The sequence below is a fragment of the Pedobacter sp. MC2016-24 genome (genome assembly GCF_015223055.1).
GTDB lineage: Bacteria > Bacteroidota > Bacteroidia > Sphingobacteriales > Sphingobacteriaceae > Pedobacter.
On record NZ_JADFBX010000007.1, the window covers coordinates 165,429 to 188,740 of the forward strand.

9 protein-coding genes are annotated in these 23,312 nt (G+C 41.5%); all 9 read left to right on the top strand.

The window, feature by feature from the left end:
• Positions 1 to 2 precede the first annotated feature (2 nt).
• The 9 genes from IM797_RS17440 (at position 3) to IM797_RS17480 (ending at position 23,308) form a co-directional block, all read left to right on the top strand.
• Positions 3 to 3,401 carry a DUF4450 domain-containing protein gene (locus IM797_RS17440; protein ID WP_228098927.1) on the top strand — a complete coding sequence of 1,133 codons (3,399 nt, stop codon included), beginning with the start codon at positions 3 to 5 and terminating at the stop codon, positions 3,399 to 3,401.
• Positions 3,402 to 3,533: 132 nt separating this feature from the next.
• Positions 3,534 to 5,006 (top strand): sialate O-acetylesterase, encoded by a 1,473-nt coding sequence (locus tag IM797_RS17445; RefSeq protein WP_194128440.1) that lies wholly within the window; start codon positions 3,534 to 3,536, stop codon positions 5,004 to 5,006.
• Between the two features lies 1 nt (position 5,007).
• On the top strand, positions 5,008 to 9,444 hold the full coding sequence (locus tag IM797_RS17450; protein ID WP_194128441.1) for a hybrid sensor histidine kinase/response regulator transcription factor: 4,437 nt from the start codon (positions 5,008 to 5,010) through the stop codon (positions 9,442 to 9,444).
• Positions 9,445 to 9,610: 166 nt separating this feature from the next.
• On the top strand, positions 9,611 to 11,890 hold the full coding sequence (locus IM797_RS17455) for a fasciclin domain-containing protein (RefSeq protein WP_194128442.1): 2,280 nt from the start codon (positions 9,611 to 9,613) through the stop codon (positions 11,888 to 11,890).
• Positions 11,891 to 11,905: 15 nt separating this feature from the next.
• Positions 11,906 to 15,208, top strand: a complete 3,303-nt coding sequence (locus IM797_RS17460) for a SusC/RagA family TonB-linked outer membrane protein (RefSeq protein ID WP_194128443.1) — start codon at positions 11,906 to 11,908, stop codon at positions 15,206 to 15,208.
• An 11-nt stretch (positions 15,209 to 15,219) separates the two neighbouring features.
• On the top strand, positions 15,220 to 16,773 hold the full coding sequence (locus IM797_RS17465) for a RagB/SusD family nutrient uptake outer membrane protein (protein ID WP_194128444.1): 1,554 nt from the start codon (positions 15,220 to 15,222) through the stop codon (positions 16,771 to 16,773).
• Between the two features lie 131 nt (positions 16,774 to 16,904).
• Positions 16,905 to 18,542, top strand: a complete 1,638-nt coding sequence (locus IM797_RS17470; protein ID WP_194128445.1) for a fasciclin domain-containing protein — start codon at positions 16,905 to 16,907, stop codon at positions 18,540 to 18,542.
• A gap of 49 nt (positions 18,543 to 18,591) precedes the next feature.
• On the top strand, positions 18,592 to 20,094 hold the full coding sequence (locus IM797_RS17475; protein ID WP_194128446.1) for a fasciclin domain-containing protein: 1,503 nt from the start codon (positions 18,592 to 18,594) through the stop codon (positions 20,092 to 20,094).
• Between the two features lie 16 nt (positions 20,095 to 20,110).
• Positions 20,111 to 23,308, top strand: a complete 3,198-nt coding sequence (locus IM797_RS17480; RefSeq protein ID WP_194128447.1) for a SusC/RagA family TonB-linked outer membrane protein — start codon at positions 20,111 to 20,113, stop codon at positions 23,306 to 23,308.
• Positions 23,309 to 23,312 lie beyond the last annotated feature (4 nt).

Consider the following 23,312-nt stretch of genomic DNA (forward strand, 5'->3'; position numbering starts at 1 on the left):
TTATGAAAAAACTGTATTGCCTGCTTTCCTTTTTTTGTGTCACCCTAAGTGCTGTTTTTGCACAGGAGCTTTATCCGCCTAAGTTAATTCCGGGTAACTGGCATAAGGAACAACGTGAACTGCGGTATCATCCTGAAGGTACAGACTTTGTGATCCGCAATGGGAACCGACGTTTTACGCGTGCTTTATATGGTACAAATACAGCTTTTAGAGTTGAAGCCGGTGATTTGCCGGAATTTGCCATGTATATGCCCGGAATGGGTGGAAACCTGAAGCTGGGTTTAATTGCAGGCAAAGAAAGCAAATGGTTGATCAAAGCTGAAAACATTACAGCCCGGTACCGCGCCGGATCCATGATTTATGACATTCAGGACCCGATGTTGGGTAAGGGCACTTTACACCTGGTGATTCTGGCTTTAAGCAAGGCGGAGGGCTTGGTTTTACAGGCACGGTTTGATAATGTAAATCAGGATGTTACCCTGTTATGGGCATTTGGAGGTGCCACAGGTAAGAACTTCAGCCGCAATGGCGATATGGGGCCAGATCCGGAATCCGTATTTTACCTGAAACCCGAAAACTGTAAAGACAATGTGTTTAGCATCGACAACAATGCTTTTACTTTGAAATATGGCAGCAATAAAACACTTATCGGATCTTTTCCGGCAGCAGGTTTAAAAATTGCAGATGCTGCACAGCAAAACAGTCCCCTGGAGCTGGATCAATCCAAGACAGGACTTAACCCGGTAATAACCGGTAAACTGAAAGTACAAAATTCAAAAGATTGGTATTTTTTGATCCAGAACCCGCTGAGCGACCAGGCCCCTAAAAACTGGACGGTTGTCAATCAGTTTCAGCAGGCTGAAGCTTCGCGTAAAGCGATTGCCGACCGCGTACAGATGCATACGCCAGATCCTTTCATGAATACAGTAGGTGGGGCTTTAAGTGTCGCTTCTGACGGAATTTGGGAAAGTCCTTCTTACATGCATGGCGCAATCGGCTGGCGCATGCGTTTGAATGGCTGGCGCGGTGCATATACCGCTGATCCATTGGGTTGGCACGATCGGGCGAAAACACATTTCAGTGCTTATGCGAAATCACAGGTGCTTAGTCCGGCTAGCGGACCAGTAGTTGCCGATACGGCTTTAAACCTGGCCCGTTCTAAAGAAGCCATGGGCACAGCCATGTTCAGCAGCGGCTACATCAGTCGCGATCCGGAAGGTAAATCGATCCGGCCGCATCATTATGACATGAACCTGGTCTTTATTGATCAATTGTTGTGGCATTTCAACTGGACGGGTGATCTGAATTACGTGCGTGAACTTTGGCCAATGTTGCAACGTCACCTGGCTTGGGAAAAGCGGACTTTCGATCCGGATAACAATGGACTATATGATGCCTACGCCGTAATCTGGGCTAGTGATGCGCTCCAATACAGTGGTGGCAGTGTAACACATTCCTCTGCTTACAATTACCGTGCTAATGTTACAGCCGCAAAACTTGCTAAACTGTTGGGAGAAGATCCTGCTCCTTACCAGAAGGAAGCAGATCAGATTTTGAAAGCAATGAATGAGCAGCTCTGGATGCCATCGAAAGGTTGGTTTGCGGAATATAAAGACGGACTGGGCTTAAAACAATTGCATCCTTCGGCTGCTTTATGGACCATTTACCACAGCATTGATTCTGATGTGCCTGATGCTTTTCAAGCCTGGCAAAGTTTACGTTATGTAGATACAGGACTTCCCCATATTGGTGTACGTGCCAATGGCCTGAAGGATGAAGGATACTATACCGTCTCCACCACCAACTGGATGCCTTATGAATGGTCTTTAAACAATGTGGTGCTTGCCGAATCTACCCACACGGCATTGGCCAACTGGCAGGCGGGGCGCACAGAAGAAGCCTTTAAACTTTGGAAAAGTGAATTGTTAAGCAGCATGTATATGGGCGGTAGTCCGGGTAATTTTGTCCAGATATCACACTATGACGCCAATCGTGGTGAAGCGTATCGTGATTTTGCTGACCCGGTAGGGATCAACTCCAGGGCATTGGTAGAAGGCCTTTTCGGAATCGTTCCGGATGCACTGAACCATAGACTATTGATTCGTCCGGGTTTACCAGCGGCATGGAATGATGCTTCCCTCAAAATTCCAGATCTTTCTTATACTTTTAAAAGAACCGGAAATACCGATATTTATACCCTGATACCGACCTTTTCAAAAGCATTGCAATTGAAAATGCGGGTGAAAGTACGTGGCGCCGCTTTAAAAGAAGTTAAAGTAAATGGCAAACCTGTAAAGTGGCGTAATGTCAGTTCAGCCATTGGTATCCCTGAAATTGAAATCAGCAGTCCTGCTGCGGCCAGGTACCAGATTGAATGGGTGTGGGCGGGCAAAGAAATGACCAGGCCGGTACTAAAGGATACCTACAAATTGGGGGATAGTTTTGAAACCCGGTTTGCTGACGCCCGGATTACTAAAATATTCGATCCGCAACAGGTTTTTAAACAGGCCACAATCAAAGGTGGAGAAATCAGGGCGGCATTAACAGGCGAACCTGGTAACCGTACCGTATTTGTTCAGTTGGAAAGAGCGGCATTAAGTTTTTGGTTTCCTTTGTGTTTTGAATTGAAACCCGCAGAGGCTCTGAAAGATCATACCCTTGATTTAAGCGCCGCGAACTGGAAAGGCCAAAAGCTGGAGACCCAGGATCTTTCTGCTTATTTTAACGATAAGGTGGGCCAGATTTTTAGCAATAAATATTTGTCGCCAAGGCCGCAAACCACCACTTTGCAATTGCCGGTACAAGGTATTGGCGATTGGCCGCACCCCAATTTAAAACCAGAAATCAATGACGAAGGCTTACGCCATATGGCAGGAGCTAAAAATGAAATTCAACTGCCTTCTGGAATTGTGTTTAGAACGCCTTCCAAAGCAGATTTAAAAAATATAATCTATACCTCACAATGGGATAATTATCCAACAGCGATGGAAATCCCTTTGTCAGGAAAAGCTACAGCTGCCTTCTTCATGCTGGCCGGTTCAACGAATACCATGCAAAGCCGGATGGAAAATGGCAGGATAGAGGTGGTTTATACCGATGGAACCTCGGACACACTGGCACTTCGCAACCCGGAGAATTGGTGGCCCATTGAAAAAGATTTATATGTAGATGGTTTTGCCTTCGATACTGGTGCGCCAAGACCATTGCGTATCCATTTAAAGACCGGGAAAATAGTGACAGCAGCCGAAGGGGAACAGTGGAACGGTAAAGACATCGATGGTGGGGCGGCAACAGCCCTGGGGATCGCTTTAAATCCAGCGAAAACACTGGCAAAAATTAAACTTTCTGCAGTATGTAATGATGTGGTGATCGGGTTAATGGGGATTACTTTACTGAGATAAATAAAAATACAATTGGTTAGATGAGCAAAAAGCCCGTATCTGTGAATAAAAGCAGGTATGGGCAGGATGCTTTTTCTATTTATTTTTTGCAAATTAAGCCCGATAATTAAACGACCAATATAAACCAAACGCATGACCAGATTTAAACTCAACCCTGTTGCTGTTTGTACTGTCCTTTTTGTTTGCATTTCTTTTCTTGTACAACCTGGGGCTTTTGCAAATGTCAGATTACCAGCACTGCTGACCGATCACATGGTATTACAGCAAAAAACAACAATCAATTTATGGGGCTGGGCAGATCCTGGTGAACAAATAGCGGTGATACCCGGTTGGGATCAAAAAAAATATACCGTAAAGGCTGATGCAAAAGGCAACTGGTTATTGAAAGTAAAAACGCTGACTGCCGGTGGTCCTTACACCTTATCCTTTCAGGGAAAAAATACCATTAACATTACCGATGTGTATCTCGGCGAAGTTTGGTTGTGCTCTGGTCAGTCTAATATGAACTTTACAGTGGCTAAAGACAGTGCTTCATCCTGGTCAAATGGGGTGGTCAACGCTGAAGAGACCATCAAAAAAGCAAATGTACCAGGTATCCGCATGTTTACGGTTGAACGTAAAGTAGGCCAGGAGCCAATGGACGACGTCTCGGGAAGCTGGAAAGTTTGCGATCCGCAAACAGTTGGCCGGTTTTCAGCCGTAGGTTATTTTTTTGGTCGCGAACTTTATGATCAGATTCATGTTCCTGTCGGATTAATCAGCAGCAGCTGGGGCGGTACTCCTGCCGAATCCTGGACACGAAAATCGGTACTGGAAAACGATGTTGAATTAAACGAGATCCTGAAAAGATATGATCAGGGCCTTGCCAAACAAACAGTCAGTGCAGGTAGCAACAAATCACCCTACAAATTGTATAACGCCATGATTCATCCGCTGAGTACCTATACCATTAAAGGTGCCATCTGGTATCAGGGAGAATCCAATGCCGATCGTGCCTACCAATACCGGAAGCTATTTCCGGCTATGGTAGAAAGCTGGCGTGAGGAATGGAAGCAGGGCGATTTTCCGTTTTATTTTGTACAGATCTCACCGCATAAATCGCAAAATCCGGAAATCCGTGAAGCACAGTTGCTCAGCATGCAGCATATGAAAAATACAGGTATGGTTGTCACCACAGACAATGGAGATTCCAGTAACATTCATCCGAGAAATAAAGAACTGGTTGGCAAAAGACTGGCATTGTGGGCCCTGAACAAAGATTATGGAAGGTCTGAACGCGTTGCCTCCGGCCCGATCTATAAATCGATGAAAGTAGAAGGCGATCAGGTTCGGATTTATTTTGAACTGCCGGGAAAAAGTGGACTTGCTGCTCAGGGCGATCTGAAAGAATTTACGATAGCCGGTGCCGACCAGGTATTTCATCCTGCAAAGGCCAGGATTGACCAGAACTCGGTAGTGGTCTGGAGTGATGACCTGAAAAATCCGGTAGCTGTACGTTTTGCCTGGCGAAATATACCAAAGCCGAATTTATACAATGCAGCCGGTTTACCTGCTTCTCCGTTTAGAACTGACAACTGGAAAACACCTACACAGGGTTTAAATTAAAATGACGCTAAAACATCCCGACCGTTATGTGGTGCCGGGGGCCGGAAAGTTATTTCTGACCCTGGCTTTGCTATTGCAGTTTGCGCTAAGTCACGCGCAATTGAACACCAATATAACCCGGTATTCTACTGCAGACGGTTTATCGCATGATGGAGTGCTTTGCATTACACGCGACCGGGATGGTTTCATGTGGTTTGGTACTTATGATGGTATCAATCGTTTTGACGGACATAATTTTGTGGTGTACAAAAGCAGACCGGGCGACAACTCCAATCTGGCCAGCAATAAAATCCGCAGTATTGTAGAAGATAAAACCGGCTATCTCTGGGTAAAAACCTATGACAATAAAGTATATCGGTTCGATAAAAAAAGTGAAACCTTTTTAGCCATATCTGATGGGCCATATGGCACGTTGTTTAAGGATCTGGTGGTCGACCGGATTGTACCTGATCAGGAGAATGGGGTTTGGCTGATCACAGAAAATCACGGGGTGTTGTACGCCAGGAATAAGGATTCAGGTACGCCCCTTATTCAGCAGTATGCACAAAATAAAACCGGGATATTTGAAATCAATAGTAACCGTGTCAGCTTTTTACATCAGCAAGGAAACCGCACCTGGTTAGGTACGGAGAAGGGCTTGAGTTGTTTACAAAAAAACAGTAATCAGGAATATGTAAGGGTAAATTTTAAAGCACAGGTTTCGTCCTGGATGGAGAAATATATTTTTACCTGTGTGGCCCAGCGCAGGGATACCTTGTTTTTTGGTACCGCAAATGGAAGCCTGCTGAGCTATGATTTAAAAAGGCGTACCTTTAAAGCACAGGAGTTGAGCAGAGGCACCTTGTTCAATGCGATCTGTGCATCTCCAACGGGAAAACTGTACATTTCTACCCGTGGAAAAGGCTTAATTACTTTTGATCCCCCGACTGCAAAGTCCAGTTATTCCGGCCTGTCCGCCACCGATACCTATTTTTCATTGTATGAAGACAAATCCGGACAGCTTTGGATAGAACCCGAGCACAGTGGACTGATTAAATACAATCCACACAACGGGAGTTACAAATATTTCACGCAAAAAAAGGACATCATCAGTTCAAGCCGCGATTACCAGGTGCTTACGGATGCCAATGGCACCTTATGGGCCAGCATGAAGGCGGGTGGCTTTGGTTACTATAATCCTGTTAGTGATGATATTGAGTATTTTTATGACCGCCCTGGCTCCATAGACCAGAAATTTTCCAACATCGTAACCAGCTTATTAATTGATAAAACAGGGGTTCTTTGGTTAAGTGCCAAAGATGGCGGGATCAATAAAGTAGTATCCATAAAAGATAAATTCAATTACAAAAGGCTGACGGCCACCCCGCAAAATCGTTCAGAGAATGACGTCCGGGCAATGATGAATGATTCCAAAGGCCGCCTTTGGATTTGCACCAAGGACGCAAGAGTTTATGTGTATGATCATAATAAGCTCGTAAACGTATTTGTCAATGCTACGCAGCGGATTGGTTTGGTATACAGTATCATGGAAGACCGAAACGGGAATATCTGGCTGGGCACCAAGGGCGATGGTTTGTATAAGGCCAGTCCGATAGATGCCAACAGGTCTTTCTATTCCTTAAGCAATTACAGGAATGACAAATCAAACCCCTCTTCGCTGAGCAGTGATCTGGTATATTCTGTCATAGCCGACAAAAAAGGCCGGATCTGGATAGGCACCCTGGGCGGGGGCATCAATCTGTTTGTAGAAAATAATGGCAAGGTTACCTTTAAAAACTACGACAATGCTTTTCACAATTACCCGTTCTCCTGGGCCAATGTCATCCGGCATTTGAATGAAGATGAACACGGCCGGATCTGGATTGCAACCAGCTATGGCTTGCTGATCTTCGACCCAAACACGGTAAAAGATGACAAATATCGTTATTTAAGGTACCACAAAGTGAAGGGCGACCGCTCCAGTCTTGGCAACAACAGTATCCAGTACATTTACAAAGACCAGCATCAGCAGATGTGGGTAGGCACCTTTGGCGGCGGACTAAACCGCGTGATCCCGGATAAAACAGGTGCTGACCACCTGAAATTTGAAGTCTTTACCACAGAGAACGGCCTATCCAACGACGTGGTATTGAGTATGACTTCGGATCAGCAAAATAACATCTGGGTGGCTACTGAAGGCGGTCTGTCCAAATTTAATCCCAAAAATAAGAGCTTCAAAAATTATGATTCTTATGATGGCCTGCCCAAGGCAGGCTTTTCTGAGGCTACTTGCTTTACCGGTCCGGCTGGCAAGCTGTATTTTGGTTGTATTGATGGTTACATCTCTTTTGACCCTTTAAACGTTACCGATCAAAAACTTCATGCCGAGATGGCCCTTACCGGGATACAGCTGTATTATAAAGAGATGATACCTGGAGCCGATGGGGGCGCACTAAAATATGCCATCAATGAAACGGAAGAACTGGTCCTGAAACACGATCAGAATGTGATCAGCATTGACTATGGTGTATTGGATTACCGTGCATTTAACAAAATCACCTATGCTTACAAACTGGAAGGTTTCGATAAAACCTGGCATCATGTCAATGATCAGCGAAAAGCTACTTACACCAATATTCCCCCTGGCGAATATACTTTTAAAGTAAAGGCAACAAGTGAGGATTTATTCAGCAATACACCTGGTAAAACTTTAAAAATTACCGTTAAACCGCCGTTTTACCTCACGTATTGGGCTTACCTCATTTACCTGATCCTGGCTGTTGTTGTGGCGGTAATTGCAAGACGCATCATTTTAACCATGATCAGGTTAAGAAACAAGGTATTGGTAGAACAGAAACTGACTGAAGTAAAACTGTCGTTTTTTACCAACATCTCCCACGAGCTGCGTACACCACTAACTTTAATCGTGAGTCCCCTGGAAGAGATTTCAAGAACAGAAACCTTATCGGAAGCAGGAAAAGAATACCTCAATATTGTAACCCGAAATGCCAATCGCATGATCCGGTTTATCAACCAATTACTGGATTTCAGAAAGATACAAAGTGGTAAAATGCAATTGAGTGTAAGTGAAATAGACTTGCTTGCGTTGGTACGCGGCATTTGTAGTCATTTTTCAGGTATGGCAGCCGAGAAAAATATCCGTTTTGAAGTACGTTCGGCCGCTGAAAGCGTATATGCCTGGGTCGATGAGGAGAAAATCGACATCATTGTGTATAACCTGCTGTCCAATGCCTTTAAGTTTACGCCTGCAAACCGCTCGATCACAGTGGTGGTCAATTATGTAGCCGGAGGCGAAGGTGACGTGGAAGTCCTGGTGATTGATGAAGGGAAAGGCGTAGCAGCGCATAAACTGGAGGAGATATTTGAAATTTATTATGAGGGAAATTCAGCTCATGAAAGTCACCTGAATGGAAGTGGGATCGGACTGGCATTAGCCAGGGATCTGGCAAACAGCCACCACGGCAAGCTTTGGGCTAAGCATAATCCAGAGGTCGGGATGACCTTCGTACTGGAACTCAAATCCGGAAAGACACATTTCAACCCAGCGGATTTAAAGCAGGAGCAGTCTTTGAAAACAGATCCATTTATCCCGGTTGCAGAAGAAGGAGCCATTGCCGAACTTCCGGTTAAAAACATCCGCGATGCCCAGGTGCCCCTGGTGTTGATCGTGGAAGACAATCCAGAACTCCGTACCTTCCTTTCTGCAAAACTTAGAGGTTTATACCGGATTAAAAGTGCTGCCGACGGACTGGAAGGATTACAAACAGCCATTGAAATCATACCCGATCTGATCATCAGCGATGTAATGATGCCAAATATGGACGGCATACAGATGCTGGACCAGCTGAAACACGATTTGCGGACCAGCCACATACCCGTGATTTTACTCACTGCCAAATCATCGGTAGAGAGCCAGATTGAAGGTTTGCAATACGGAGCCGATTTGTACATTACCAAACCTTTTCATACCGATTATCTCCTGGCTTCGGTGGAAAATCTGATCAGTTCCAGGAAAAAACTGTTCGAACAACTTTCCAATACTTTGGACAAACGGGTCGTCAACCTTGAACCTGGAGAACTGGTCATCACTTCCAAAGATGAAAGCTTTTTAAAAGAGAGCATCAGAATTGTTGAAGAAGGAATGACCGATCCTGATTTTAACATTGAAGATGTGGCTGCTGCAATCGGCATGGGCCGTACAACCTTTTATAAAAAGCTGAAAAGCCTGACCGCCTTAAGTCCTGTAGAGTTTGTGCGGGATATGCGTTTGAAACGTGCCAGGCAAATGCTCGATGCGGGATCACAGACCGTATCCGAAATTGGCTACCTGGTTGGCTTCAATAGCCTGCCTTATTTCAGCACCTGCTTTAAAGAGAAGTATAAGGTATCGCCTTCTGAGTATTTGAAGAAAATAAAACAGCAGCAGCGCGATAATTAAGTTCTAAAATTCTTCAGCAACGTTTAATGTGAGTTTAAATTGTATTTAAGCCTCTTTTTCGTCAATTAATGAAAGCATTTCGTCAAATTTTGAAACCTCTGGATACGCAATCCGGATAGATTTGTATTGACAATAAACCAAATATACTGTATTAACCAAACGATCTATGACCAGACTTTTTACAAGTTCATGTTATTTCCTTTTCTTTCTTGGAATATTATCGGGTTGCCAGAAAAAAGAATTTGATTCTTTCTACGAGCGCCCAGCGGGATTGGGCGAACCCATTTATCAACAGCTCCAGGCCCGCGGAAATTTTAAACACTTAACCGCTGTGATTGATAAGGCGGGTTACAAAGATATTTTAGGGAAAACCGGTTGGTGGACATTCTTTGCTCCTAATGATGCGGCTTTTGAACAGTTCTTCAAAGACCAGAGCATAACCGGAACCGATAACATCAGTGATTCTTTAGCCGCTGCGATTGTAAAGTATGCCCTGGTATATAATGCGTATCGCAAAGACCAGTTGAGTACCTATCAAATGGCCGGTGGGTCTGAAGCCGGTGCAGGCTTTGCCTTTAAAAGAAAAACAGCGTATTACGACTGGGTTCAGCAAAAAGGGGATGGGGTAAAAAGTAAAGTCATTGCCACCAACAGGAATGTTCAGTCGCAAAAAGGAGTAAATGTTTCTGTTTACATAGACGGTGATAACAATAATAAATACATTCCTTATTTCACAAATTCATTCATGTCTGCATCAGGAATGAATCAGGGGGATTATCAGGCATTTTATCCAAATTCCAGTTACACAGGATTTAATGTTGCAGCCGGATCGGTAGTCAATATGGATGTAGCTGCAGAGAATGGTATGATCCATGAGGTAGATCATGTAACACTGCCTTTGAAAAGCATAGACCAGTATTTAAGCGGCAATAGCAATTACAGTGAATTTAAGAGCCTATTGGATTCTCTGAAGTTTTACAGTGCAAATGCTTATCAAACGCATCGTAATTTTGTGGCTACTGGTAGTACAGATTCAGTATATGTAAAAGGATACAATGGACAACTTGCTTATTCTATTAACAGTGAAAACTATCAGCAACCAGGTATAAATAGTTATTTGGCTAACGAATCCCAAATGTCGAGCTGGTCTATCATGGCACCAACAAATGAAGCTTTCCGGGCATACAGAAAAAAGATACTATCAAAGTATGGAAATTCTTTTTTTAAGGGCGCTCCCGCAAGTGTGGCAATCGATTTCATCAATTCACATATGTGGTCAACCATGCTTTGGCCAAGTAAGTTTGTACAGGACAGAAATTTTCAGTTAGAGCCAACAACCTTGACAATTGGTAATGCTGTAGATAAACAAATTTTGAGTAATGCGATTTTTTATGGGGTGAATCAGGCACAATATGCCAATGTGTTTAGAACTGTGTATGGTGTTCCTTATTTGGATCCAGCTGCAAGCATGACATTTTTAGGCTATTCTGATGCCGCTACAGGTATTAAACCGTATATCACCCAGCCAAGTGTTAGACAAACCTTATTGGTTATGCCCGACGCTGTATTAATCGCAGCTGGATATCGCTACAATGAAAGTAGTGCAGGTACCTCAACTTCTGCTTGGGGATATAGAACTTCTCCAACTGCCAGTTATGCGCACAATTTGATCTATAAAGATAATGTATTCAGATTGTTCAAATCTGGCGTTTTAATCACACCTACAACCGAATTGAGTAGTTTAGGAGGTTCGGGTATTGTAGAGTCACAAAGTGGAGATTATATCAAATATAACGGCGGTAAAATTCAAACAAGCGGCACAGTAGATTCTGGTGTAGACCTCAATGTTACTAAATCAGATGTCAGTTCCGTAAATGGAAATGTTTTTTATATCGATGGAGTATTGTCTTTTACTGAAAAAAACGTAGGTCAGCATTTACAAAATCTGGCTACAAAATACCCTGCTAGCTACGCATCCTTTTACTGGTTTGTCTCGACTTCAAATGTTTATAATGTAACTACAAAGGCAATTTCAGGTGTTAATCAAGGTATTGACAACAAGTATACGATGTTTGTACCAGATAATGCTGCCATTGCTCAGGCAATTAAAGATGGTTTGCTACCGGGTACTAAAGCGACAGGTGCTTTGCCGACTGCGGCACCTACCAATGAGGCTCAAAAAGATATGATTAGAAAATTCATATTGTATCATATAGTTAATGGCGAATCAATAGTGACAGACGGTAAGAAAGCAGATAATTTCCTGACTCTATTTCAAACAGAATCGGGTGATAACACATTGGTAAATGTTCTTAATGAACCAAATAATTTATTAATTACCGATCGTGCCGGACGCTCTGCTACCGTAACAGTGAATACAAGTAATCAGTTGTCAAATCGGACTATAATTCACTCCATTAACAATTATCTCAATTACAATAAATAATAAGCTAGGCTTAATATGAAAAGATTTTTATACAAAAGTTTCTGTCTTTCAACTTTTGTCATTTTGCTGATGTGGCATTCTCCATCACTTTATGCACAACAAATAGTTACCGTACGTGGAAAGGTTACAGATAAGAAAGACAAATTAGGTGTAATCGGAGCATCTGTTATTGAGGTAGATCAAAATAAAAGGACAATTACCGGTGTAAGTACAGATATCAATGGGAATTTTGCCTTGCGCGTTACCAACACCAAAAACCAGTTGATCGTTTCTTACATAGGTTACAAAACTTTTCAGGCTGGAGTTATTGGCGATCGCACAACCATTAATATCATTTTGGACCCAAGTTCAAATGATTTGGATGAGGTTGTTCTGACCGCCAAGAAAATGGTAAACAATGGCACGGGTTTAAATGTTGCTGAACGCAATTCTACCATTGCTTCGGCTTCTGTTAGTGGCAAGGCTTTAGAGGAGTTAGCCGTATCTTCTATTGATCAGGCACTCGCTGGTCGATTATCCGGAGTAGATTTTGGTACCACTTCGGGGGATCCAGGCGCAGGCATGTCCATTCGGATCCGTGGTACCTCATCGATCAATGGATCCGCAGAACCGCTGATCGTATTGGATGGCATGCCTTATGAAACAGAAATACCATCCGACTTCAATTTTGGTACAGCTGATGATCAGGGCTATGCGCAGTTGTTGAACATTGCTCCTTCAGATATCAAAGACATTACAGTATTAAAAGATGCTGCCTCTACCGCAGTTTGGGGTTCACGGGCAGCCAATGGGGTACTTCTGATCAATACAAAAAGGGGAGATAAAGGCAAACCGATCATTGCATACAATTTTAAAGGTACCATGGCCAAACAACCGAACCCTATCCCTTTTCTTACTGGTGATCAGTATTCTATGCTGATTCCGGAAGCAGTGATGAATGCAACAGGTTTACCCCTTGATTTCTTAGGTAACGGCGGACAAAACAAAGCCTTCCAATACGATCCTTCGGATGCTTACTACTATTACAATTACAGCAACAATACCAATTGGGTAGACTTAATTACGCGTACAGGTTATACACACGATCATAACATTTCCATGAGTGGTGGTGGTGATAAGGCAAGGTATTATGCCTCAGTTGGTTATTTAGGTCAGACCGGTACAACTTTAGGAACAGACCTTTCCAGGATTACGACTAAAATCAATTTGGATTATATCGTTTCCAGTAAACTAAGGTTCAGAACCGATTTAACTTATACCCACGTAAATAATAACCTAAACTATGATAAATCTTTACGGGGCACAGCAATCAACAAAATGCCAAACATGGCGCCTTTTGAATATGACGAATACGGGAACGTAACTGGAGCTTATTTTTCCCCTTTGTCAAATATCCAGGGGCAGTTTTCGATCAATGATAAAGGTGAGATCAAGGGAACTTACAATCCTCTGGCCATGGCGAATGAAGGTTTTAGTCACTTAGTCGGGGAGCGTATTACGCCAAAATTTAATTTACAATATGACATCTCGAAAGTTTTATTCTCCACATTCGACGTTCAGTTTGACATTAATAATACCAAATCCAAGACGTTTCTGCCTCAAATTGCAACAGGACAACCAAGTACGCAAACTACCGTAAATAGAGCTTCTGATGCAGATGGTGATTCTTATAACATTCAATCTAAAATTAACCTGATTTATAGGCCATTTCTGGGAGAGAAACACAATTTACAAGGTTTAATGTCCTTTCAAACTGATGATACAAGATCAGCAGGTTACAGTTTGATGACCTCCAATACGGCCTCTTCAGAGCTCCAGGATCCTTCAAATCCATCTGTTACCAATGGCGTAGGCTTGTATTTAAAATCGAACCAGTCTCAATCCAGAAGTATGGGTGTACTGCTACAGGCGCAATATGAATTTTTAGATCGGTACATCATCAATATGAATGGTAGGGTAGATGGGAATTCTAAGTTCTCTCCTGACAATCGTTTTGGCTTTTTTCCAGGAATTTCTACGAGATGGCGGATTTCCGGTGAGTCATTTATGAAGAAGTATACGTTTATCGATGACTTGAGTTTAAGGCTAAGTTATGGTGCCAGTGGTAAAGCGCCTAAGGATAATTATGGTTACTTTAATAACTATACACCCTTCGGCTGGTCGTACGCTGGTCGGGCGGCAGTATACCCGTCCAATATTGAATTGGCTATGTTAAAATGGGAAACTGTTGTAGGTAGAAACGTTGGTTTCAATTTATGGTTGTTTAATAACCGGATTAAAATAGACGCAGAGATTTATAAAAACACAACCAAGAATATGTTTTACAACGATTTAGCCATTGCAAGTACTTCCGGCTATAGCAAAATTGACATGAACATTGGAAGTATGAATAACAACGGCTGGGAAATTGGAATCAATACTACACCGGTTAAAACTAAGAAACTGGTTGTAGGTTTCGATTTTAACATTGCCAGAAATATCAATAGCATTCAGTCTGTTTCTGAGTTTTATCCAAGAGAGAGTGCTGTCGGTTTGCCTAAAATCGGTGAATACAAATCTTTCCTGATCGAAGGTAATCCTTTTGGTTCTTACTACGGATTTAAGTACAAAGGAGTTTATAAAGATAAAGATGCAACCATTGCCAGAGATGAAAATGGTAGGGAAATCATTGGTCCCAACGGGCAAACCGTGTATATGCGTTACAATTATCCAACAATTGATTACATGTTCCAACCTGGTGATGCCATTTATGAAGATATCAATCACGATGGTAATATTGACGAAAAAGATATGGTTTACCTGGGAAATTCTGTTCCTAAGTTCACAGGCGGATTTGGTCCGAGTATCACTTTCAACGGCAACTTAAAACTCCAGGCCTTTTTTAGCTATCGTTACGGTTATGACATTGTCAATAAGGCTAAAATTACAACCACCAATATGTATGGTGTAAGTAATCAGAGTACTGCAGTATTGAGACGTTGGAGAAATCCAGGCGATGTGACCGATATGCCAAGAGCATTATATGGAACAGGCTACAACTGGTTGGGTTCTGATCGCTATGTAGAAGATGCTTCTTTTGTACGTTTGAGTTCTGTTACTGTACGGTATAATCTTACTCAGCAATTGCTTAAGCGTTTCAATATGAAAAGTGCCAGTATTTATCTAACTGGACAAAATTTATATACCTGGACAAACTATACTGGACAAGACCCTGATGTGACTTCCAGTGGCAGCAGCAGTCCTTTTAAATATGCACAAGACGACGCTTTGACACCCCCTTCAAAAACTTTCACACTTGGTGTAACCGTTGGATTTTAAATGATTTTAACATGAACAGAAAAATAAAACATACGATATTGGTTTTAATTACACTGATTAGTGTTTTTGGAACTTCCTGTAAAAAATGGCTGGATTTGAAACCCCAGGACGGGTTGATTAGAGAAGAATATTGGCAAACTAAAGAACAATTGGATGCCGCAGTAATGGGCTGTTACGCGTCTTTATTGGGGGGAAGTACGGTACCTCTGGCAAAATACCTTTTTATATGGGGAGAGTTAAGAGGCGACATGGTTGTCCCTGGACTTGATGTTTCCTCAGAAGGTGATGAAGCGCTGTTAAACGCTAAAATGCGGGATGAGTTTGATATTATACGTACGCAAATAGCGCCTACCAATAGTTTTGTAAACTGGGAGGCCCTTTACAAAACGATCAACTATTGTAACACCGTGATTAAGTTTGCTCCGGAAGTGATCACGAGAGACAAAACACTATCTCAAACAGTATTAAATGCTTATTTAGCTGAGGCACATGCTTTGCGCGGTTTGATGTATTTTTACTTGCTGCGCTCTTTTGGAGAAGTGCCTTTAAAGTTGGAACCTACATACAACGACTCTCAGATTGGCGCAATTGCCAAAAGCAGTCAGGAGCAGGTTTATCAGCAAATCATTACTGATTTAATGTTTGGTGCAGAAAATGGACAGGTTACCTATGGTAATATGATGGAGGACCGTGGACGTATGACCAAGTTTACTGCCTATGCTGCCCTTGCTGATGCTTATTTGTGGAATGAAGAATATCAAAAAAGTATAGATGCCTGTAATAAAGTCATTGAATCTGGAAAATATCAATTATTACCGGTAGGCACGCCACAAATCGATTTTTATACGAATGTATATTTGAATGGCAATTCAGTGGAAAATATTTTTGAATTCCAGTTCGACAATCAAAAGCTAAACCCTTTTGGCGATATGTTTGGTCTTTCTGGGCTGGAGATGCGTGCAGCCAATTGGATTTCCGAGGGTAATCTTTTTGGTACTGATGCTATAAATTTCGAAAATAGAGATGTTCGTGGAAATAATACTTCGATGTTGGAGGCGAATGGGACGATTGTTAAATACATCAATGGAAGAACCAATGCAACTTCGTATACGCATTGGTTTGTATATCGATATGCCGACGTTTTGTTAATGAAGGCAGAAGCTTTAACCTGGTTGTCACCTGGTAATACGAGTAATGGTGCTGAGGCAATTGCTTTGGTTGGACGGATTAGAAATGCGCGTCATGCCTTGAGTTTTGTAGCGGATAAATCTATCGAAGCACCAGATCCTGCAAATACACAGAATATTTCGCAATACATATTCGAAGAGCGTGCACGCGAATTTGCATTTGAAGGTAAGCGTTGGTATGACATTCTGCGTAACGCCAAACGTAACAATTATGCCAATGAAAAATTATTATTGGATATTGTTTCTGCAAGTGCTGATCCCAGTAAACAACAAACCGTAATTAACAAATACAAGGATCATAGAAGCCATTATTTTCCAATTTACTCTTATGAGTTGCAGACAAATAAAGCACTAATTCAAAATCCATTTTATCAATAAATCGCTAACCAAAAAATAAAGCTATGAAACGGAATGTTACAAAAATGCTGCTCGGGTTATGCAGCGTGTTTATGTGTCTTTTGGCATGCCAAAAAGATACCTTGGTTCGGGGTACTTCAAACGCCGTGAACATGACTCAATATTTTAAAAATAATCCTGATAATTTCTCTGAGCTCAGCAAAATTTTAGAACGCTCAGAAACGGCATCTTTTTTAAATGCTTACGGTTCATATACGATGTTTGCACCTAATAATGCTGCAATTAAAGCTTATTTGCAGGAAAAAGGTAAAAGCAATGTGGAAGATATTGATGCAGCGGAATGGAAAAGTTTTATTCGACTACATTTGCTGGAAGATTCAATTCCGACATCCAGATTTACCGACGGAAAATTATTTGACCTGACCATGTATGGACAGTATTTAACAACTTCTTCCGAGAACTCAGGAGGGATCACCAAAATCAGGGTCAACCGTCAGGCTAATATTGTACAACCCAACATATCTGTGGGCAATGGCTTAATTCACAGCATTGATCATATTCTTTCTCCGGCTACATTAAGCGTTGCGCAGACCATAGAAGCAGATCCACAGTATTCAATTTTTACACAGGCATTGAAAGAAACCGGACTATATGAAAAGTTAAATATTTTGCCTTCGGCAAATCCGGAAGAAAAGAAGAAATGGTTAACTGTAATCCCAGAAACTGACGATGTATTAAAGGCTGCTGGATTTAGCAATTATGCACAGTTAAAACAGAAATTCTCTAATACAGGTAATCCTAAACTAACTACGGATAGTTTACACCTGTTCCTGGACTATCATATTTTATATGATGCCAAATACCTGGCGGATATCATCACTTCGTCGGCGCACAATACACTGGCGCCACTAGAGGTGTTGACGTCTAAATTGTCAGGTCAAACTGTATTGATGAACGACGATACTTTTAATGGTATTCATGAGCAAGGATTTTCCTTAGTACGTGATAAAAGTGACATCACAGCTACAAATGGTGTAGTGCATCGTGCCTCGGCCCATTTCGCTATTAAATTACGCTCGCCTTTCCGGGTTGATTTTGACGTTTGTGCATTTCCTGAATTACTAAAGAATACAGCAGTATATAAAAAGGCCAGTTATGAATTTTCAATAGCTGAGGCCGCGGCGATTTCAGATGTTAAATTTTCCGGACCAGAGAAACAATTGATCTATCGTTATGGTAGCGGACAAAGTACTTCAAACACTTCTCATAACAGAGATGTCCTTGTTGTTCCACTAGCTACTGGTGGTGCTTCTGAACGTGCTGAATGGGTTGAGTTTAGAACCCCATTGTTAATTAAAGGGAAATATAAGGTTTGGGTTGGATATTTCACTCAACAGCAATCTAATCCTACAACAACAACAGAAGTTCAGGCTTCAATAGGCTTGGATGGTACTACAGATCGTTCGATTCTATCTAATGGAAGGATTCTAAGTTTTATTGTTAAACGTCCAGGTATCAATAAAACATTAAATGGCGTGTCTGTAATAGATACGGTTGCAGAAGAAGCGATAGGATTTAAATCGTACATGGCAGTGACTACTGGTTCTCAGGTTGCAAAACTAATGGGGATTGCAGATTTGGCCCAAACAGGTCGTTACTGGCTTAGGTTAAAAGCAATCAACGGAACGCAGACTACCAATAACATTGACATCATTCAATTTATTCCAATTAATGACGACCAGCAGTATTGGAGATACAATGTAGATGGTTCTAAGATATTGGCGCCCTAAATAAGATCAGACAGCTTAAAGATATAGAAATATAATACCACCTGAAAAAATGACTAAATTTAAAATAAGATATCTCATTATGGTATTTATGCTGGCCGGCATAACTTTTGCCGGCTGCAAAGATGCATGGAAAGAACATACTGAACTGAACATAACAAGGCTTGATCAAACTCTTTTTGAACAAATCAGTGCAGATGCGAGCCTAAGTACTTTTACCAGTTATGTAATAAAAACAGGTTACGATGGTGTGCTAAAATCGTCTAAGGCATTTACGGTATGGGCTCCGGATAATGAGGCCTTAAAAAGTCTCGATGCTGCTATTTTAAATGATACAGCAGCATTGAGAAGATTTATTGGGAATTATATAGCTGAGCAGAGTTATTTTTCCACTAATGCGCAACCCAGTCTGGTGATTCGGATGTTAAACGGGAAAAACACAATTTTCACCAAGACTACTTTTGAACAGGCCAGTATCGTGAAATCGGATGTTTATGTTAAAAATGGGGTTTTGCATGTTATCAATGCGGCATCTGCTCCTAAGCAAAATGCCTGGGAGTTTCTGCAAACTTTTACTGCTGCAAGTTCACAAAGAGACTTCATCAAAAGTTTGGAGCATTTGGAATTGGATACCAGCAAGGGAGTACTGCTGTATAAAGATCCTGTGACACAAAAAGGAATTTATCAGGAAGGAACCACTTTTAAGGTGTTGAGAAATAGATATTTTCAAGGTATTTCCGATATCAGTAGTGAAGACAGCTTAATAACCTATATTATTTTAAATAATACAGCTTTTGATTCGGAGAAAGCTAAACTAGCCACCTATTATAAGCATACCAATACCTTATATGCTGATACTCTGACCAAATGGAGTGTAGTTCGGGATTTGGTGGTCAATAAAGTATATAATCCAAGTGAATTGCCTGACTCCATGACAACCGTTACAGGAGTGAAGATCCATTTAGATAAAAGTTCCATTCTTGAGACTCGCTTATTGAGTAATGGTATTGCCTATGTGGTAAATAAAATTGGCTACAAGTTGATGGAAAACAAAATTCCAACTGTAATGATTCAGGGCGAATTTCCTGATTCTCTGCGCGTACCTTCAAATCCGGTAACCCGGATTAAGAAAGATCCTTCAGGAAATCGTTTTACTGATTTTCAAACTGGGAGTATCACGTCAAGTCCAAGCCCGCTCTATTATTACAGATATAGGTCTACTGTTAATTCTGTTAAATATGAAGTATACTGGAGGGCTGTAAATGATATTTTAGCAGCTCCGATAAGCATGAAAGTTGATTTCAATACTGATAGATCATTCGGTAGTACGCTTTTGCCATTGGTGACATTAGGATATAAGAGTCTGCCCTCACTTATTGGTATGGATCAAACATCACAGCCTTATAAAGATGCATTTAAGGAAGTTTATTTGGGTACCTATACTGCTCAGCAATATGGAAATCTTTATACTTTCTTAGCTTCTTCACTTGGAGCCGCTAGTGCAACACCGACCGCACTTTCATTAGATTACATCAAATTAAAACCAGTTAACTAAGCCATAAAATAACCTTATGCATATCTATACAAAAACGGTTACTAAAAGAATTTTACCCTGCTTGCTGTTTCTTGCGCTCTGTAATTCAGCTATAGCTCAGGAAATCGATTCGGTAAGTACCGTTACTACCACTAAAGTAAAAAGGCCGACAGGTCCGCAGGTAAGCGGTCGTGTAATCGAAGCCGCAACAAAGAAACCCTTGCCAGGCATAAATGTAACTGTAACAGGCTATTCGGCGGCATTAACCGATGAAAATGGTCGTTTTAAAATTAGCGTGCCGGATTTTAAATCTGTTCTGGTCATATCTGCTACCGGTTATCAGGCAAAAGAGGTGGCGCTTAAGGGCCGAAAGGAGGTAAATACAGATTTGTTTGAAGAAAGTTATACCTCTGTATATGATGCTGCTGTCTTGCCATTTGGTTCCGTATTGAAAAACCGTGTTCCTTTTGCTGTATCAACCATCAATACGAATGGTACCTGGGAGCGTGCGAACGAAACACCAGATTCTTATTTACAAGGAAAAGTAGCGGGACTGGAAGCCATCAGAAGATCAGGTACACCTGACATCGGTGCCGATCTTTATTTGCGTGGATACAACTCTCTATATGCGGCTAGCCAACCACTTGTTGTAGTAGATGGCGTGATTTACGACATCAATACTTATGGTAGTTCCATCATCTCCGGACACCAAACCAACCACTTAGCCAATATTGATATTAAAGATATTGACAACATCACAGTGATTAAAGATGGCGCATCTATGTATGGTACCCGTGGAGCAAATGGGGTGCTGCTCATCACTACCGGACGTGCAAAAGATGTAGCTACCCGTTTGGATTTTTCTGCATATGGTGGATACAATGGAACTGTCAGTAGTTTACCAGTCATGCAAGCCGATAACTACCGCATTTTCTTATCCGATTTGTTAATGACCAAGCCTGGCATGACCAATGCGTTGATCAAGGCAGAGCCGTATATGAATGACAATCCCAATCCCGGTTATTACAGCTTTCACCAAAATACAAATTGGCAGGATAAAGTAATGAGTAGTGGTATCAGCCAGAATTACTATCTTAAAGTAACTGGTGGTGATGATATCGCTACCTACTCATTGTCCTTAGGCTACCTGAGTAATGAGGGGATTACTGACAATACGGATTTGACCCGGTATCAAACCAGGTTTAATGCGAATTTGAATCTTTCTGCTAAATTAAAGGCCCAGGCCAATCTGGCTTTTACACGTAGCGAACAGAATTTAAGAGATCAGGGCCAGGCCTATGCAACAAACCCTTTATATCTTGCTTTGGTTAAGGCACCATTTCTTTCTCCTTATGAACTTTCTGAAACCGGAGTACAGTCTCCGAACCTGGCAGATACTGATATTTTTGGCGTTAGTAATCCCAGCGCTGCAGTACAAAGTGTACAGGCTTTAAACCGGACTTACCGTTTTGCCGGTTCTATTGGATTTAATTATACTTTTAACAGGTCTTTTAAAGCCAATACCATCATTGGTATTACTTATGATAAAATCAGGGAAAACTACTTTACACCTCAACTGGGTATTGCACCTGTTGTATTACCAACTGCTGTTGGGTATAACAAAGTTGCTGCAGGTGTACAGCGCTTGTTTGCCGTAAATACCGATACCTGGGTCTCCTATCAAAAAGATCTAAACCACTTTAGTAAATTAAGTGCCAATCTGGGGTTTCGCTTTCAGAGCAGTAGTGCGGAAGTAGATAATGGCACGAGTTACAATACAGCTAGTGATGATTTTGTGACCTTAGGAAGTGCACAGAGTACACTTAGAATTGTCGGTGGATCTTTAGGTAAATGGAATTGGTTAAATAACTATTTCAATTTAAACTATGAGGCTTACAGTAAGTATTTCCTTTCGTTTAACATCGCTGCAGATGCCTCTTCACGTTTTGGCAAGGATATTCCAAACGCATTGAATTTAAATGGTGTAAAAATGGCTGTTATGCCATCTTTAGCTGCTTCGTGGTTGGTATCCTCAGAAGATTTTATGGCCAATAACAATTTTGTAGAGAGTTTGAAATTACGTGCCAGTTACGGTTTGACAGGTAATGATGACATTGGGAACTATAGTGCCAAAAGTTATTATATATCCCAAGGCTTTTTGGGTAAACAAGGCTTAGTAAGAGGTAATATAGGAAATACCGCATTACAATGGGAAACTAATGCAAAATTAAACCTGGGAATAGATGCTTCCTTTTTGAAGGAACGCTTAAACATCAGTGTGGATTTGTATCATAATAAAATTTCTGATATGCTCATTTATGAGCCTTTGTTTACTGCCACGGGCTTTAGCTATGCGCTAAGCAACGGGGGTACAATGCGTAATAAAGGTTTGGAGCTGGCTATTAGTGGCCGACTAATTAATAAACCAGATTTAAAATGGGATATGGGCTTCATTTATAGTCTGAACAGGAATAAGATCAGCAATCTTGGAGGTAATGATCAGTTAATTACCAATTATGCTGGTGCAACCATCCTCACCCGTGTAAATCAAGTTGCCAATTTATTTTACGGTTATAAAACAAGTGGTGTTTACGAATCTGACGCAGCAGCGAATGCTTCTGGGCTAAGTAACAAAACAACAGATGGTGCTTATATTCCTTTTCAAGGTGGAGATATGAAATTCCAAGATCTGAACGGTGACCATGTTATCGATGAAAATGATCGTCAGATAATCGGAAATCCTAACCCTGATTTTACAGGTTCTTACAATAACAAAATTTCCTACAAACGTTGGTCATTGGATGCCTTGTTTACGTTTAGTAAAGGCAATGACATTTACAATGGAACGAGAGCAGCTTTAGAAATGATGAGTGGATATAGCAACCAGACTCAGGCTATTGTAAACCGCTGGAGAACAGACGGGCAGGTTACCAATATTCCAAGAGCTTCCTGGGCTGATCCATCAGCTAACGGAAGATTTTCTGATCGCTGGATGGAAGACGGATCGTACCTGAAATTGAGAACAATATCTCTGAGTTATAATGTTCCTGTTAAGGCCGCGTTTATTCGCTCTGCAACAGTATATGCGATTGCAAGTAACTTGTTTACACTAACTAAATACAAAGGGTATGATCCTGAGTTTAGTGCAGGTACCAGCGTATTTGCGAGGGGAGTGGATACCGGATTGGAACCTGGCTCGAGATCAATGCAGTTAGGCGTTAGAATTGGTTTATAGAATA